Source organism: Candidatus Nitrosocosmicus sp. T (assembly GCF_054408485.1).
Window position 1 is genome coordinate 670,311 of the sequence record NZ_CP166992.1, and the last position, 17,873, is coordinate 688,183.

General features: G+C 33.1%; 16 protein-coding genes. 8 read left to right on the top strand and 8 right to left on the bottom strand.

What is annotated here, in order from left to right; translation table 11 throughout:
- Positions 1-300: 300 nt before the first annotated feature.
- The gene (locus AB0A59_RS03525; protein WP_458746522.1) at positions 301-528 is read left to right on the top strand and encodes a hypothetical protein; all 228 of its coding nucleotides are present in this window, start codon (positions 301-303) and stop codon (positions 526-528) included.
- A gap of 285 nt (positions 529-813) precedes the next feature.
- On the opposite strand, the gene AB0A59_RS03530 is transcribed toward AB0A59_RS03525, so the two are convergent.
- Both AB0A59_RS03530 and AB0A59_RS03535 read right to left on the bottom strand, forming a co-directional pair.
- Positions 814-1,008: a DUF1059 domain-containing protein gene (locus AB0A59_RS03530; protein WP_458746524.1), complete on the bottom strand. Its 195-nt coding sequence runs from the start codon at positions 1,006-1,008 to the stop codon at positions 814-816.
- Between the two features lie 359 nt (positions 1,009-1,367).
- Positions 1,368-1,826, bottom strand: coding sequence for a hypothetical protein (locus AB0A59_RS03535; protein ID WP_458746526.1), 459 nt, complete (start codon positions 1,824-1,826; stop codon positions 1,368-1,370).
- An 82-nt stretch (positions 1,827-1,908) separates the two neighbouring features.
- On the opposite strand from AB0A59_RS03535, the gene AB0A59_RS03540 reads away from it, so the two are divergent.
- Positions 1,909-2,208 carry an antibiotic biosynthesis monooxygenase family protein gene (locus AB0A59_RS03540; RefSeq protein ID WP_458746528.1) on the top strand — a complete coding sequence of 100 codons (300 nt, stop codon included), beginning with the start codon at positions 1,909-1,911 and terminating at the stop codon, positions 2,206-2,208.
- A 249-nt stretch (positions 2,209-2,457) separates the two neighbouring features.
- On the opposite strand, the gene AB0A59_RS03545 is transcribed toward AB0A59_RS03540, so the two are convergent.
- The 3 genes from AB0A59_RS03545 to AB0A59_RS03555 all read right to left on the bottom strand — a co-directional run bounded on the left by AB0A59_RS03545 (position 2,458) and on the right by AB0A59_RS03555 (position 6,104).
- Positions 2,458-4,011, bottom strand: coding sequence for an ATP-binding protein (locus tag AB0A59_RS03545; protein WP_458746530.1), 1,554 nt, complete (start codon positions 4,009-4,011; stop codon positions 2,458-2,460).
- Between the two features lie 173 nt (positions 4,012-4,184).
- Positions 4,185-5,264 (bottom strand): class I SAM-dependent methyltransferase, encoded by a 1,080-nt coding sequence (locus AB0A59_RS03550; protein ID WP_458746532.1) that lies wholly within the window; start codon positions 5,262-5,264, stop codon positions 4,185-4,187.
- A 312-nt stretch (positions 5,265-5,576) separates the two neighbouring features.
- Positions 5,577-6,104: a DUF7482 domain-containing protein gene (locus tag AB0A59_RS03555; protein ID WP_458746534.1), complete on the bottom strand. Its 528-nt coding sequence runs from the start codon at positions 6,102-6,104 to the stop codon at positions 5,577-5,579.
- A 523-nt stretch (positions 6,105-6,627) separates the two neighbouring features.
- On the opposite strand from AB0A59_RS03555, the gene AB0A59_RS03560 reads away from it, so the two are divergent.
- The gene (locus tag AB0A59_RS03560; protein ID WP_458746536.1) at positions 6,628-7,752 is read left to right on the top strand and encodes a CBS domain-containing protein; all 1,125 of its coding nucleotides are present in this window, start codon (positions 6,628-6,630) and stop codon (positions 7,750-7,752) included.
- Between the two features lie 32 nt (positions 7,753-7,784).
- Positions 7,785-8,561 (top strand): potassium transporter TrkG, encoded by a 777-nt coding sequence (locus AB0A59_RS03565; RefSeq protein WP_458747548.1) that lies wholly within the window; start codon positions 7,785-7,787, stop codon positions 8,559-8,561.
- A 77-nt stretch (positions 8,562-8,638) separates the two neighbouring features.
- Here the strand turns inward: AB0A59_RS03565 and AB0A59_RS03570 are convergent, their stop codons facing one another.
- Entirely contained in the window at positions 8,639-9,097 is a 459-nt protein-coding gene (locus tag AB0A59_RS03570) for a universal stress protein (protein ID WP_458746538.1), read from the bottom strand.
- 700 nt (positions 9,098-9,797) lie between these two features.
- On the opposite strand from AB0A59_RS03570, the gene AB0A59_RS03575 reads away from it, so the two are divergent.
- Together AB0A59_RS03575 and AB0A59_RS03580 are read left to right on the top strand one after the other, a co-directional pair.
- A complete protein-coding gene (locus AB0A59_RS03575; RefSeq protein WP_458746540.1) occupies positions 9,798-9,950 on the top strand; it encodes a hypothetical protein in 153 nt (50 codons plus the stop codon).
- Between the two features lie 166 nt (positions 9,951-10,116).
- Positions 10,117-10,359 (top strand): hypothetical protein, encoded by a 243-nt coding sequence (locus AB0A59_RS03580; RefSeq protein WP_458746542.1) that lies wholly within the window; start codon positions 10,117-10,119, stop codon positions 10,357-10,359.
- Positions 10,360-10,835: 476 nt separating this feature from the next.
- On the opposite strand, the gene AB0A59_RS03585 is transcribed toward AB0A59_RS03580, so the two are convergent.
- A complete protein-coding gene (locus AB0A59_RS03585; RefSeq protein ID WP_458746544.1) occupies positions 10,836-11,840 on the bottom strand; it encodes an extracellular solute-binding protein in 1,005 nt (334 codons plus the stop codon).
- Between the two features lie 239 nt (positions 11,841-12,079).
- Positions 12,080-12,424, bottom strand: a complete 345-nt coding sequence (locus AB0A59_RS03590) for a hypothetical protein (protein ID WP_458746546.1) — start codon at positions 12,422-12,424, stop codon at positions 12,080-12,082.
- Between the two features lie 1,020 nt (positions 12,425-13,444).
- On the opposite strand from AB0A59_RS03590, the gene AB0A59_RS03595 reads away from it, so the two are divergent.
- Both AB0A59_RS03595 and AB0A59_RS03600 read left to right on the top strand, forming a co-directional pair.
- Positions 13,445-14,590, top strand: coding sequence for an alpha/beta hydrolase family protein (locus tag AB0A59_RS03595; protein ID WP_458746547.1), 1,146 nt, complete (start codon positions 13,445-13,447; stop codon positions 14,588-14,590).
- Between the two features lie 369 nt (positions 14,591-14,959).
- Positions 14,960-17,254, top strand: coding sequence for an ATP-binding protein (locus AB0A59_RS03600; protein WP_458746549.1), 2,295 nt, complete (start codon positions 14,960-14,962; stop codon positions 17,252-17,254).
- The last annotated feature ends 619 nt before the right edge of the window (positions 17,255-17,873 follow it).

Here is a 17,873-nt window from a genome sequence, read left to right on the forward strand (position 1 = left end):
CAAATTTTCTTCAACTAGTTAACATTAGTTCTAGTCTTTAACATTATTTGAAAATATACTTGCACAAATCATGTTGACCAAATATGCAATGGAAGATCTACAAGGTTTTGATGACTAATCTCTGTAAAAGTAAATAGTAAGATGATAATGAATGCTTAATTAAATAGGATCAGTTATAATAATAAGATGATATAAATAGAATTTTTGAGATTTTTCTAATCTCGGTAATAAATTGTGTAGTTTATAAATAGATTTTATAAATATTTAAATAGAATAATTTTTAATGTACTTAGATCAACTTTGTCAGAATTCATAACTGACTGGGAAAGCATAGTCCATAAGAACGTTAGATCTAACGATTACATGGATGCTGGAAATGTAGATGCAGTTGATAACGAAAATATAACAATTACAAGCCAAGGTGATCGTAAAGAATACCGAATACCAAAGAATCAGGTCGAGGGATATAATGGTGCAGAAGTTTTTTTGAAATTCAGCATCAATGAATTGGAAAGATACAAAATCTGATTATTACTTTATATTTTTTTAAATAAACTAGGTAGATTCATAATTTATGATAAATCATCACTAAGTATTATACCATTAAAATAACCCTTTTGACATGGGATTTGAATGCGTTATGTAGTCGTCTGCTGTTCTTATTTATAGCACACAGTAAGACTATATCTGATATACAAGTCAAATTTGTTTCACATACAATCGATCAGTGACCAATTTGAGTAACGGTGATAATTACAGTTAGATAAAGTAATCCTCAACTGTCCGTATTATTAAAAGATAAGGAATGAAAAATCAGACTGTTTTTACTAATTTTCTAAAGTTCTCCTTGTCCTTTCCGATTCGTTCATTAAATGTCTCTTCTGTATATCCGTGAGCCTCTATACCGTGTCTTTTTGCATTCTCTAAAAGTTCTTCCTCAGTTTCACCATACATTGTATGTGTACATACGGGGTCTCCTGCATCTTTACAGTTTAAACTTAATGTCATGTTTGCTAGTTATTTTGCATTCAGTTAAAGATATCTATTAACTTCCAGTGTAGAGAGGGAGAAAACAATCTATCTCAAATAGTACATATTCAAATTCCTTAAGTGCTTATACATCATTTTTGAATGTAATTCATATATCACATTGTGAGTTTCCGAACCCGCAAACCATACGGAACTTAATCCCACCAAACTAGCGACATTATTATAGTAACGATATAGGAAGGCATAAGATGTAGGGTAATTCTTAATTTTCATCTTTTTAAAACAAATCTTTTTCTGTTTTCTTCTTCACAATCGAGATCCTAGGAATAACAACCAACGAGTCAAAAATCACATGGCGACAATCTTGATTTCCGGGTTTAAGAACTATGCACTTTCGTAATTCCATTTTTTCTGCCATTCCCTTGTTTTTCTATTGTTTTTAACCCTTGGTCTAGATACTTCAAATATAATTGCAATAATTTCATTTCCTCAATGTAACTTTCTTCCACATTATTTAATTTTTCGAGGTCTAGTTGAAATATATCTATTAGTATTTTAGTATGATTTATTATAACATCTTTAGATATATATCGTGATTGCAGAACAATAGATAGCCAGCTTATATAATCAGTGAAAATGTTCATTTCGTTTAGATATACCGCTATTGCTAATTGCTTTAGTGTTCTAACAGTATCCTCATAAGTATGTCGTTTTCCAGTTTCTCCCCATTTTCTCACCGCCATTGAATCTCTGCTAAAATAGGTATTGGTGGCAGCGTCAGCAATTTTTGCTATTGCATCATCATTAAAAGAACCATCGGGGGTGATTAATCGCATCCTTTATCCTTTTTCTTTGAGAGCAGACTAATTAATCTTTTATAAGAACTACTTTATTAGGAAATCACAGATTCTAGTAATAATGACATTTATCGCAATTTCAAAAGTTCTTGTTAAACCAGATGTTGCAGATAAATTCGAAGAAGCGTTCAGGAACAGATCCAGAATGGTAGATTCATTTGATGGTTTTATTGGATTAAACTTTTTGAGAAGCCAGAAACACAATAATTTGTTTATAGGAATATTCCATTTTAAAGATAAAGAATCTTTTATGAGATATATGACTAGCAAAGAGCACGATATTTCTCATAACAACAGTAAATCACTATCGCCTGCAATTATTTCCAATTCTGTTGAGTTTTATGATCTAATAACAAACTAAACGCCCCTATTTTACCAAAGTAAACCATTTTTAGTTGATGCATCAGCAAAAAATAGTCTAACAGCATGATTTGTAAATGATGACGTTGCTTACAGTTAATTGAATTTAGGAATAAAATATCAGATATTGAATATTACAGTAAATGTTTTTCTCACCGAGCAAATAACATTCATCCCAATAGCAATTTGCTTCAATCAAATTGCAGTTTTTTTGCGTAATCATTTTAACAATGAATAAAATAGAATAAAATTATTTGTCAGTAGTAGGTAAAATAAAATAAAACGTAGCACCATTACCATCATGATTATTTACTGCCCATATTCCTCCACCATGTGCTTCTACAATTCCCTTACATATCGATAAACCTAGGCCAGATCCGCCATGGCTTCTCTTTAATTTGTGATCTATCTGATAAAACTTTGTAAATAGTTTATCCATTTTATTTTCTGGAATTCCAATTCCATTATCTTTTACACCAAATAGCACAAAATATTTTTCAGTGGCATTGTCATTATAGCCTTGGACCGTTTCTTTTAGTTCTAAAGGAATCAATTTATCATTATTAATTTTTTCCACATCTTTAACCGATACTAATATCGTTCCCCCATTGGAAGGTACGAAATCTACAGAATTTTTGACTAGATTCACTAGAACTTGCTCTATTCTCTTTTTGTCACAGGATATTGGATGTTGAACTTGTATATCTTTAACTAATTTTACTCCTTTAATTGTTGTAAGTGAAATTATATTATGGGTCATATCATCTATCAATGAGTTTACGTCCACTATTTCTTTTGATATGGTTATTTTGCCTAAATCAAGTTTATACGCATCAAGACTGTCAGATATCAATGATTCAAGATTGATAGCATTCCGTCTGATGGTTTGGACGGCCTTTTTATAGTATTCATTTAATTCCCCCCTTTTTTCTTTTAACATCATTTCTGAATAAAATAAGATTGTAGTAACGGGATTCCTCATCTCATGGCTTACCATAGAGACAAATTCTTCTTTTAATTTCTCTATTTCTTTTAGATGGCGATATTTTGATTGCTCAATGATAAGCATTTTTTTCAAATCGACAATGGTTTTTGCCGACAGTTTCTGCGAAGATGATAAAAATCGTAAGGCATCGGATATATCAGAAGCAACATAATCTACTAAAGGCGCATCTTTGTGTTGATTCTGTACAAAATCCTTAATTTTTTGATATTTGAATAAACGGCCCCCTATAATAACAATGGAGTCTTTCAAGAGCGCCTGATCTCTTATTATTTGCAAAGTTTTGATCAATACTAGTAAATTTTCCAATATGGTAATAGAGATACATATGAGATCATATTTTTTACTAGATTTTGATAACACTGTAGTTAGATCAGCCATCGGGAGACTCTGACCCAAAAATTCTACCTTCCAACCCATTTTTGACAACAAGTTTGCAAACATTTTTAATCCAACATAATGATATTCACCTTCTACAACCAAAAGTAATGCAGTTCCAATATTCTCATTGCTATTGAATTTAATTTGGTATGATTCTTGTATAGCGGTGGTTATCAGATCTAACGAAATTTGCGTTGCATAATGCTCATCAGATATGGATATTTTATTTTCCTCCCATAACTTTCCAATTAAATATTGACTATAGTGAATAATATTGAAAATGTCAATTACATTGACATTATTTTTTATTTCTTTAAATATTATCTTGTCTGCTTGGTCTTTATCTCTCACTATTAACGCATTCACATATTCATGTGAAATTTTTTTCAAATCTGAGGATAACAATTTATTAATTTTCAATCCAAGTTGTTTATTTGGTCTTTATAAAATTTTATTCATGTCTTCCATACTTGCTGAATTGTAGATGCTTGTCGAAGGTGTAATTTGATAAAAGACGGGTGTGATAATTCTGTGACTGATTTATCCAAATCCATGTAATATTAATATGCCCATCAAAGGGTACACAGAAAAAATTAGGGTTTTGCTTCGTAAACAATATTGAATGGTGTTTGCGCTGAACGCTTAAATTTAGTAAAGCCGGCTTTATGAACCAAATCTTTGATCCTTTTTTCCCCTGCTTGGGCTCCCAAAGCAATTCCTTTATCTGCCAAAGAGTTCGGTACACAAATCAAAGATGATGCTGAATAATATATTCTACCTACTAGGTTCAAGTTTTCTTCTACGTTATCATTTGCCATTGGTTCAACAATCATACATGTTCCATCATTTTTTAATGATTTTTTGGCAAATTCCAATGCGCCTAGAGGATCACCCATATCATGAAGGCAATCAAAAAAGGCTACAAGATCATAATCATTGCCTATAGATTCGTTAGCAGAAACTAATGAGAAATTGATATTGTTGTCAATATTATCTTTACTAGCATCCTCTTTAGCTTTTTCAATTGATGGTGCATGATTATCGAATCCATAAAATTGTGAATTTGGATATGCTTTAGCCATTATTGAGGTCGAAATACCATATCCACAACCAATATCTGCAACTTTCGCACCTTTTTTTAGTCTTTCTTCGACGCCCTCAAGAGAAGGTATCCATGATTGGACTAGATTACTCATATAACTAGGTTTGAAAAATTTTGCAGTTCCTTCAAAAAGGTCATGGTGATGTTCTCCCCATCTTAATCCCTCACCGGTCTTAAAAATTTTTACGAATTTATCTTCGTCTTTAAAAATAGATCTTAAAACTTGGTAACCTCCTAATATGTAAGTAGGACTATTTTCATCTGCTAAAACCATTGCGTTTTCCGGCGTTATTGAAAATTTCTTTTCTAACGGATCATAGGTTATATAACCAGATGCAGCCTGACTTGCAAGCCACTCTCTTATGTATCGTTCAGATGTATTAGTCTTATTAGATAGTTCCTCAGGTGTTAATGGACCGTTTTGCTGTAAGGCTTTATACAATCCAAGTCTTTCACCAAGTATAACCATCATGGCACTCAAACTACTTCCCATATCAGCTACTGCTTTCATTACAAATTCTTCAAGTTTTTTAGGATCTATTGAATTTGATTGTGAATCGGTTGAACTCATAATGTTTGAAGCAATAACAATTATTTAAATTAATTGCAAAAGCATAATCACAAATAGAAATTTACTCAGGATTACCATCTCCTTCGTTATCACTCTAACCGAAGAATATAATTTTATAAAATATAGTTATTGACAATTATCGGATCGACACATATATGGACTCGCCTCGAAAAACCTATATTGATACGATCCATTCTATTTCAGATACAAAATATTAGTAACTAAAGCAACTCTAAAGTTAGACTCGTAATATATCCGTTACTAAACCCGCTGGTACCTATAATCACAAGGACTTTAAGAATTTAGGCAAAGTCACTTAAATCCTATGGCAGGATTATTTATGATTATCCCAGAGGGTGTAATCTGAATGTCACCGTTTTGCTCAGCTTGGGTAATTTCCTCTGTTGATTTCAAGGTTTTTGCTTTAGTGGTATCAGTCCAATTTATGAAATTTAGATGAATCATGGGGCTATAATCACTATCGCCTGGTAATGCTGTTCCAACAGGAAGCTGATATCCAAATGGGCCTTCTCCCTCTATCCCATTAAGAAAGTCATAACCTTGCTGAACGTATTGATTTGGGATGGTAGATAATAGCGGTGCAAAGTTTATTTTATGTCCTTGACTCTTGGTAATCGATTCTGCTGTTTTATTATCTGATGTATCTGTTACTATGTATGAAACCGTAATTCCATCAACATATCTCTTTAATGTGGTAAGTGTAATTGTGTTGTTAGATATTGCAAAACTATTAGAAGAGGTAGTCACAATTAAAAGAAAAGCAGTCAATAGAAAAGTTGAACCAGCCAATATCACAGATAATATAGGATATTTTGCCATTACTTTGGTCCTGCCACAGTTGAATATAAAAGGATTCTTGTAAACCATTTAAGAAACAGAACATTTGATCTGTATTTAAAGTCGAGTTACCCGTATAAAGGAAAATGGAAACTTTTTGTACATATAGTATATTTGATCTGCCTATCATCTTAACCTCAATATTTATCAATTAACAGCTCCCATGTACATGGATTCGAAGCCCACAGAATTCATAATGTATTATGCATTCCTATTTATAGATTTTAACTAATTTTTAATTTTATTTCATCTTTTTTATGTGATACTGCCGCCATAATATTTGAATAATTTTTGATAAAGATAAACATCCCTATAATTGACGCAAAAAAAACATTAAAAAGATTTTTAATATCAAAAGAATCTAAAGAAACCGTTCATATGCTTGCATTTCTTATCAAGTTCTACTAGAACAATACAAAGCAATTTCTTATCTACATTGTGTATTCAGAGATAAGCAAAGTTTAAACAATCCCCTGTGTTTTCATTACATCATTCTGATAAAATAATGGTCAGTGAAGCATTACAACGCTCCGTTTTATCTTATATACATCACCAAATCATTATTTTAGACGAAGATATAGATGCAGCAACAGCCGTTAAGCAAATGCATGATGCTAAAGCTGAGACAATTATTGTAAAGAATAAAAATAATGAATATATCGGAATTATAACAGATAGCGACATTTTGGATAAAATTGTGATGCGAGGTGAGGACTCGGATAAAGTATCCATAAAGACAATAATGTCTTCTCCTATCATAACTATATCTGCAAAAGCAAATGTAAAACAAGCTCTGGAGCTTATGAGACTCAATTCAATAAAAAGAGTTCCAGTAACTGATAATGTACATATTTTAGGTATTGTGACTCAAGAGGGCTTGGCTAATGCCATTAGGACCTCTGTTTTGGAACAAACATTTAGGCCATATCGAACAATAGTCCGAGAACATTACAAGCCTATAATGAGTAATCTGGGTTTCATACTGCAGTTTGCAGGTTTTTTGCTCATCGTCCCTGCCATTTTAGCTGCTCTGATGGGAGAGGCTGCTTCAGCAGTAGGAATTTTTCTTTCTGTTACCTCCATGTCTGTAACAGGTTTTGTATTGAATTCTTACGGTGAAAGAATGCCTATGAATCTCAGGCAGGCCTCACTTCTTATGGTTTCAAGTTTTGTACTTCTGAGTCTTTTTGGAAGCATTCCATACATCTATGTAAATCCGTTTCCACTAGAGCAAGGACCGGTGACTCTTTTTATAAACAGTTTTTTTGAAAGTGCGTCTGGATTTACAACGACCGGTCTTTCATTCATATTATTTCCTGAAGAGTTACCCAAAAGCTTTGACCTCTATCGTTCATACACCCAATACATTGGTGGTCTAAGTTTCGTATACTTGATAGTTGCTTTTTTCTATCCTGAAAGAAAGTTAATGCATCTCAGAGGAATGATAGGTGGGGGAAACCTCAAGGTAAGACAACTGATTCTAACAATTGGTGTTATCTTTAGTTTTTATGCAATTGTTCTTATCTTTTTCTTATATTTAAGCGGACAGACAGATATACTATTTTCTCTCACCTTGATTTTTAGGTACCTGTTACCGGTGGTGGATTTGTTCCCACTTCTACTGCTTTAGATTCACAAAACAACCTTCAATTGACTACACTTATGATAGGTATGATTATTTCGGCGCTTCCATTCGTGTTTCATTATGCAATATATAGTAAGAAAATGCATACAACAAGCGTTCGCCCAGAATTATTTTTGTATGCTGGAATAATTGTTATTTGTGTAATTATTTTTTATTTTGTATTAGATAACATGTTGGAAGTACAATCAGAGTTAATGGCGTCTGTATTTCATGTTATAAGCGCTGCGACTAATTCTGGTTTTCAATTCATTAATATCGCCCAAATACCGATAGAAGCAAAAATGGTATTAATAATAGCAATGTTAATTGGAGGAACTGCATTCTCCACCGCAGGGGGTATCAAGGTAGGTCGATTACTCCATATTGTTCAAAAAGTCACTGGTAAAAAATTCACATCAGACAATAGTGGTGGATCTATATCTGCAGTAGCATCACCATATAACAAAAGGTACCTCACAATGGAGTCAAAGCCAACAAAAATTAAAGAAGAAGAAAAAATATTTGATGAAGCAGTATATGTCATAGTTTTATTTATCGGCATGTCAGTTATTACTGGAATAATTATTTCTCATATAGATAAGGAAAATTTCTTGGATTCCCTTATTGATTCTGTTTCTGCATTGACTACAACAGGATTATCTTCGGGTATAACTTCCGTAGAAATGGATCCCATTTCAAAGATAGTTCTTATTATTAATATGATTGCAGGTAGATTTGAAATAATTACAATAATATATCTATTTGTAAAAATATCTAAGAAAAGACAACAAACTACAAACACCCGCACTAAATAAAACCGTAATACAAATTATAATGTAATTTATTGATGAAATATTGCATACTGATGGATTTGACAAAACAGACGAACCGTTTAATGAATTATAAGTACAGGACAGTCTGCCAATTCCGAAACCTTTCGAGTAACACTTCCTAATGCTTTTATTTTTGAAATACCCTTTAGTCTGTTACTGCTGCCCATAACAATCATGTCAACTTTCTTAGCATGAGCGTATTCCAATATTTTTTCTGCAATATCCCCAGTTAAGCATTTGCTGTCAGATTGAATGCTTTGTTCACTTAACTTCTTAATTTTTTCTTGTGCTCGTTTGTACCATGTATTTTCCATTGACGGCTTTAAATTCATTAATTTTGCTTTTTCAATAAGTTCTCTATTGTTTTTGAATATCATGGTGTCTGGATCTTCGATATGCTCCATAACATGTAATAATGTGATACAAGCACCACATGGTCCAGCTATTTCACATGCTATTTCAAGCGCCTTATCCGAAACTTCTGTGCCATCATCGGTTACTATGATATTTTCTATCATTATTTCGATCTCTAGACCTTAGATAGATGATCTAATAAATGAATGAATTTATTTTATGATGCGTAACTGATTTCGCCTCGAAGTCAATTGGAGATATCAATTGGTTTTTCCTTGAATTTAATTGCTATATTATTAACCATTGTTTGATAAATAATATTTAGATGATCTTGCTTTTATAAACGAATATTTCATTATTCTCCTCATAACTACTGCAGTATAATCAAAAACTAAGATATAAAATTTTTATTTAATTTAAATTTTATTTTAAATTTTATAATAAATTAATTCTACATTCTAAAAGTAAGAACAAATTGTATACAAACGTATATAAAATGATTATCAGAATTGTATAGCGTTGGCAAAGAAAATAAAACTCGAAGTCATCGTCCCAATAAATAAAAAGAACAAAAGCAATCCACAGCCCTTGATAAGCGGATAGTAGGATTAAAGCGGAACTTGCACTATTATTCTGAGTTACTACATCTCATACCGAGACTTTTCGACTATCTTGCTCCCTAGCCCATATATGTTTAATAAGGACATTAGATTAGAAATACGGAATTAATCAACCAGCTTATGAAATCGGGTCTCATTTCTTCATTAATCTTGTGTCAATATCGATCTATTAATGATGTTTTTGATTAACCTAATGCCTAGTTTGTATTTGGAATAGTTAAAGTTAAATAAATCTACAAAAATCATGAATAACGCAATGTCCTCTACTATTCGTTCAATTATCGTAGTTGACGATAAGGTGGAGCTTGCCAACTTGTTTAGGACATTTTTACAGAATAAAGGTTATAATGCAATCTCTTTTGTTGATCCAGTACTGGCATTAGAATACTCTTTTTGAAAAGGATACTATATGGTTATTACCTCATTAACTATAATAAATGAAATGCTTTATTCACGCCAATGAAACAGTATTTAGTATTTACTTTAAGAAAAAATAATCATATCAAATAAGTCTTGTAATTATATTAAGAGAGTTAACTTGGCTGGAGGGAAGTATTAGAACATTGTCGAATAGATTTAATACAAACGGTAACCTGGATGCTCATACTAAAGATAATGATAAGAATAAATCTCTAAAAGCATTTGATTGGATAAAAGCAGCAAAAATAATTAAAGAAAATAACATTCAAAATGCAAGCATAGGGTTAGATATTACTATAGAAGATACTATATCCATTTTAGAAAATGGAAAACCAATAAAAACTAAAAACTACTGGTGTTATAATTTCGTCCAGCAGCGATTCTAATCCTGTCCTGATAAACAATGATAGCGGTGAAATAATGAATTGTTTGTTTAACATCAATGAGAGATATATAGGATACAACAATCTGGAAACTCCAAGGACAACGGAAGAAACAAGATTATCGGAATGGCCTAAAGTAGCACTCAATATTATTAAAGGCGCATTCTATTATAAGAACATCCGGGAGAACAAACTTTCACAGATTTATTTACTAAGTCCACTTTTCTACTTCTGGAAGATATTAGAGTGTGGTTGTCTTTGACAATTTTCAATAATCTTATGATCAATAAAAACTCGACTATCATAATGGATCTAATGAATTAAGCCTGACTGGCTGTTTGATTATTTTTTAATGTTATCTAATAGATATTATTGATCAATGTATTAGAACCTCATTACTACTAGTAACTTAATCCCAACCACGGATGAGAACTGTTACCCCATCAAGCAAATTTTTTCAAAAAGGTATATCTGCATTCCTATGGAATTGCCTCTCTTATAGAAAAAGGAATATCATCAGTATTTCCTTCAGATGTTATATTGATCGGATTAAGTCCTTGACTTTCTAGTAACTGTGAACCATTTTTGGAAATTACAAAGTTTACAAAAGAGATTGCACCGTCCATATTTTTCACGGTCTTTGGAATGGTGATTGAGAAGTCGATTGGGTCACCGTAAATTGTTTTTTGATCGGATTGAAGCGTATAATTTGCAAGTTTATATGTATCAGAATAAATGGGATCACCCAGATTGATCTCTTTAGGTAAAGTTATGTATGGGAGATCTCTAGATATAGCCTCGTGCTTGTATGCTACGACTGCATCCAATTGACCCGTTTCCAATACTGTCTTTAGAATTTCTTCAGGAAAGATCTGTCTTGGATTTCTATCTTCTCCAAATACTCTATCCTTTATAGATAAATCGTTGTAATAGGTATTTGCTAATTCTGCTGTAATGATTCCATAGTATCCTTTTGGATCCAACTCAGGATCTGTTCTACCAAATTTGAAACCATCCCAAGAAACAACATCATACCAAGGGATTTCACCCATTCTTGCTCTCTCTAGATCACCAAAGTGTGGACTATTCGGCGAATAAGCAATCACAATTTCAGCTGATCCAAACTTTAAAAGCCAATTTACTATGGGAGGAGTAGTGTTCATTAGCCTTGTCATTGGTACGCTACCAGCGCTAACAAATACATCAGGTGTTCTTAATCCATCCTTAATTAAATTTGAACCTTGAACAGACCCTTTGCCTTCCCCAACGTATGGATATCTAAATTCACTTTGAAATACCGGTCCAATTATATCTTCAAATATTTTTACAAGGGATCCAGCATACATCACAAAGACTTTATCTTGATTATCGCCAGTTACAGTTTCTTTTACACTTGGAAATTCACCTAGCAAATGTAACGAATATAATCCAATGATAACAAAGAGTATCGAGAATAAACCATTCTGCTTCTTCTTGCTCGTCATTAAATAGTTAATCACAATATTCAATATTAGAACTCTGTTATCAAGTGGAACTTAATCTCTACGGATTGGAACTGTTACTAACAATTAATTAAGGTCAATATTTGATGAGTTGATGAGTTCAGTATTGATTTTATAATAATTGAATACTTGCTCTTTATTGTGATCTAAACGACATTATTCCAAAACTCCAGATAAGAATAAAAAATTAAGAAATGTTCTAAACTAAAAAATAAAACAGATTATTGTCCGAATGGGGCTTGTAATTCCGCTCCACCATACGTACCTGCTGCATTAGGATCGACATCATCAACTGGTTCTTCAGTTATTATAAACTCGGTATAGGTATAGGCATTTACCATATTATCTGAAACTTTCAAGCTATTTCCATCTAATGCCCCAAGACTTAATTTATAGTTGGATCCATCTGCGTCAACCAACCATGCTTCGAAAACTTTGTCTTGTTTTGGTACAGCAGTCATGTTTATTGATGTATCAAGTGTCTTATTGTTAGCTTCAATGGACAGTGTCCCTATCTTTTCTGTGCCAAATCCAGGTCCTGGATCTTTCGCTTTATTTATATCCATTGTAACTGGTTCTGCATTGAGTGATTGATAACTAATCATCATTTAAAAAATAGAGGCAAAGACAATTCCGTATAGTGATATCTTTGACTTCGACATCAAAATATTATATTTAAAACTTATTTAAGAATTTATGTTTCTGGTCACATATATAGATTCTATTTATTCATATAATACATAAGATGTAGAAAAGGCTAAAAGCTCAATTTCTCTGTTTTGTATTTAATTGGATATTTATCAATAATAACCCCAAGTATTGTAGTTATTATAATATGTTATACTATTTTTCGTATGAGTTCAAATATCGATTGGAACGATGTCATAAAAAAAGATGCTGAGGTGTTTATTTGAGGATAGTTGTATTTGTATTGAATCGTTTCTCTAATTCTGTAGTGAAACTTCTATAGGGGTTGGATGTGATATTATATCAAATACTGGTAATCGTTTTTGCGCAAGGTCAACCAATTCTTTTATTTTCTCCTCAGATGCGTCTGATTTTACTTTGAGTCATAAATTAAAGTCAAATATGTTTTACATACCACCGAAGTAGATACCTATATATAGTAACGATCGTTCAAACCCTTTAAGTAATTCCGTGTATGTTCTGCTTGGATTTTTGATAAACAAAGAAATGAGAGACTACCCAGTCCTGTGGTTTTTTATTGAAAGTCTAAGATATTATCTAACTATCCTGCTTTGTTGATTATCCTTGGAAGATGGGTGAGTCAGAATACCTACAATGTATCTGATATTTTTACCTCTTTCATGATGATGATGACCTTTGATGATGAAATTTCTGCATCTTGTTCCAGATTGTGGTTCGGTTTGGCTGAATTCAGCACGATAATCTCTTAGACATTCTCTGAATGTAGCCCTGAAAGGTATTTATTAATTTTATATACTAAGAGCCTATTGCTATAACTATTGTTTAGATCTCTCTTCAAGTCGACGTTTGTCATCGCCTTCGGTTTAGTTCTAATTTTATCTTTTAGCATATTGATTTATTTATCAACGTCTTTTAACTTGACCTTATCAAAATTTCCTGAAGCCCTTGCCCAATCTGATATTCAAACTGTCAAATACAGAAATTTAACAATAGATCTCGGTAATGGAGTAACTACAAACGCTCAGATAACTTACCCAGCAACTGGTAAAGGACCCTTTCCAGGTGTATTTCTTGTACCTGGCTCTGGTGCAACAGACATGAATTCTACCCTCAATAAAGATGTAAAGCCATTTTGGGAGATTGCAAATTACCTTTCAGAAAGAGGTTTTGAAGTACTTCGATATGACAAGAGAGGCGTTGGGCCTAACCTTACTATTGAGGACTCTAACATTTGGGGAAACATGACAGTAACAGATCTTATCAATGATGCAGAAAAAGCCTTGAACGTTTTGAGTGAGCAGCCATATGTCGATCCCAAAAGTATCAGTATAATTGGTCATAGTGAAGGTACAATTATTGTGCCACGAGTTGCAATTGATAATCCCACAGAAGTGAAGAATATAGTATTGATGGGTGCAGTAGCCCAAAATTTAATTAAAGATATATTGTATTATCAAGTTGTAGATTTACGTTCTAATTACGTAACACAAGTTTTAGATACAAACCGTACAGGGTTTGTCTCAATTGATCAAATGGCATCAGATCCGCTATTAGATGATATAGTGAAAAACTCGTCTCTCTTAGATATAGATAATACTTTGAATGCTACAACAATCGAGGATAGTATAGAAAACGAATCAGGAAATCAAAGTAATAATAGCGGGTTGCTCAATATCAACTCTCAACTCAAACCTTTACTAATAAAAGAATATGAAAACAAAACAGCGTTCGATTTGTCAAAATGCTATAAAATAATTGGATGCCCACTATGGATTAAATCAGAAGCTAATTTAGAACCAAATTTAAGCACAATTGGAAATATTTCTAGATCTATACCTATTCTAATACTTCAAGGAGAAAATGATAGCGCAACTCCTCTTGAACAAGGTTTGTTATTGCAACAAAGACTCAATGAAGTTAATCATCCCGATCATACTTTGATCACTTACCCCAACCTTGGACACTTTTTCTATTCTTCATCAAAATGGCAGAATGGATTAGGCCCTATTAATTCCCAGGTATTGGCAGATCTATATTCATGGCTGAATTCCCATTCTAAATAACAAATATGATCGAATTGATTATTGTGAATCTTACGTAACTCCATACTTTTTTGACAAATATTTTTTGATCTTTAATTAACAACATGAGGACAATAATGCTTGAAAATATTTTCGTACCGTATTACAAACAGATCATCAAGTAGATTGATCAATCCTTGGTGATTGAACTATCTTATCTTGAATTCGGGTTGCAAAATAAGTCAGATTTGTTTTACATACCACCGAACCCGCATAGTATACAAGTCTATACTAGTTGCTCCTTATTATATTCGTCATCAGAATATGAATTTTGCCGATATTCGTAAATACTGAGAAGAGAAACTTAATAATCATGGTAGAATGTTAATTGTTTGAATAGAAATAAGAGATATGCCACTCCGAGACAAGAAGTCCGAGATCCTGTATGGTTCTGCGAACGCAGTAGATAAAGGCGTAGAATTTATGCTAAACACAAAATCGCGGATGGACATCACCTTTGATAGTAAAGCGCCTTCCATTGTTGTAAGAATCCCTCAGTATCGCATAGGCTATATTGATATCCTAAGGAGAGGGGGCGCAATCAGGTGCATTACCGAAGTAACACCAGATAATATTGGGGAATGCAAAGAATTACTCGGATTAGTGACTGAGTTGCGTCACTTGGACGGAATGAAAGGTGGAATTGCTATTAACGAATCTGAATACATGGCCACGACAGTTTTAAAGGAAGGTAAACCTTTGACTGAAGTAATTTACAGCAACGCAGAGGAGATGGTGGCTCAAGGGCAATATATATTTGATACCATGTGGAAAAATGCTGTTTCTGCAACTAAGAAGATAAGAGAGATTGAAGAGGGTAGATCTGTTGATTACAAGACTCAGGTCTTGAGCAAATCTGAAGGGACGTTAAATGAATCAGAGTTGGGAAATCTCCTGTATAATGCAAAAGAGATCGACATGGTTACATCAACAGAGGGACTTGAGATGGGCTATGATTTATTTCGAAACATGATAAAGCATGTACGGGAAGGAAATGAGACAAGTGATCACAAGGACATTAGAGTGTTAGTTGAAGTATCGAAAGATAACTTAGACTTTGTGAAAAAGTATCTCGACTTAGAGATAAAAGTACGGCATCTAAAGAGGGAACCTCCAATATACTTTGCAGTTACTGATTCTAATATGATGGCTACCATCGAGCGTATGGGAACCGGGAATATAACCGAAAGCATTCTTTATAGTAACGATCCTATATATATAAAACGCTTTAAGTTGATGTTTGAACGGTTATGGATTGATAGTAGGTCGGCAGAAGAGGTAGCATCTTTGATTCAAAACGACGAGGAGGTACCCATTATAGAAACAATTGAAAGTTCTGACAAAACAATTCGTATTATTAGAGAGTTAATATCATCGGCTGACACAGAAATATTGGGAATACTTCCTTCCTTTGAAGCGTTTAGGAGACAAGTTGACGCTGGAATGTTTGAACATATAAGAAAAGTGTCACAAGAAAAAAAGCTTATCATCAAGATACTTATCACCGACAAAATAGAGTCATCAGACGGTAAAACCGACGTACAGATTGGAAAGGAGAAATATCGTTTGTTGATTAGAAAAAAGGAATCGAAAGATCCTCAGGGTAATGTCAAAGTCTATGAATTTACATCATATGGTATCGAAAACATGACTGTGAGGTCGATATACAATAAAAGTATTAGGCCACAGATGGGTATGGTTGTAGTCGATAAAAGTAAATCAATTATGGTTGAACCAAAAGAAAGTCAATCTGAAAATGCTCTTGACCATATAGGCATGTCCTCCTACTCAAACAGTTCTCAAATATCAAAGTCATATGCTACCATGTTTGACACCCTTTGGAACTATGCAGAAATGTTTAATCTTTTTGAAAAATCATACGAACGGCTTAAGGCCCAAGATAGAATGCAAAGAGAATTTGTAGACATTGTTGCCCATGAATTGCGAACCCCGCTCCAGTCTATTCTTGGCCTCACCGAGATAGTCAAAGGCCGTACAAAAGAAATAGAGAATAGAGAGCTTCTGAAGACAGTTACTGAAAACGGGGCGAGGTTACATAGATTTATAGAAAATGTTCTAACCACGACCAAACTGGAGGGCTTCCTGTCAAATGTTCCAAAAGATATCTTCGACTTGAATATCCTTATTATGGATATAGTTGACAACTATCGGACAAGGTTTCAGAATATAAACATGTCCCCTGTGCCTAACACAAAAGATATTCATTTTAATTGTCAGGGGTTTGGAGAAGAGCACAGAGTCCATGCAAACAAATTACAGGTTTCAATGGTGTTGTCTAACTTAATAGGTAACGCTATCAATTTCATACCTCCTAAACAGAAGGGATTGATATCAATAACCGTTAAACAGAATGGTAATGACGTTATTGTCCGTATAAAGGATAATGGTGAGGGAATTCATCCTGAGATATTTCATAGACTGTTCACAAAATTTGCTACAAAATCGTTTTATGGTTCAGGACTTGGACTATATACTTGTAGGAAAATTATACATTTACATCGAGGAGGAATATGGGCTCAAAACAATCCTTCAAATGAGAAGGGTGCTACATTCACATTCAGCCTGCCTTTGATTGATTCTTCCAAGCATCTGAAAAACAGTACAACTAATAAAAGTGGCCTTTAATCTTACAGCCAATACAAAACACTATATTTCCTCCACAACCAAAGTCGATATAACATAGGAACTAACCCATAGTTTCAATTACTCCTATCTTAAAATGGAATGAGAAACTTGTTCAGCAAAATTTTTCAATCTTTTATCAACACTGAACTATCAGTCAATAAGAAGATGACTGATTAAAGTCCTTTATTTTTTACCATCAATTTTGTACGTACGTTGTCCTTGAAGTTCTGGAATTATTACCGAGTTGCCCTTTCAGTTTCTCCATACGATACTAGTTTAACAAGTATTATTTTGAAAACTATTGGAATAAGATATGGTCTTATAATCCTTAACAATTAGTAAGTTTATTTAAACGGTGATTATGAGTCAGATTTGTTTCGCATACCACCGAACCCGTATACCATAAGGAGCATACATAATCCCATTGACTTCGCTATCTATTATAGTAACTCCTTATGATACTATTAATTTAGAATACCTATTAAATTTAGCATTTGGCAGACCAACATAATATGGATCAAAATTGATTTAATCTATTATATTCCAAATTTCCACAAAGGATAGTTCAATCCTATAAATAATATCTAAACCCGTGTGGATATCCTCGTGATTTTTGCCA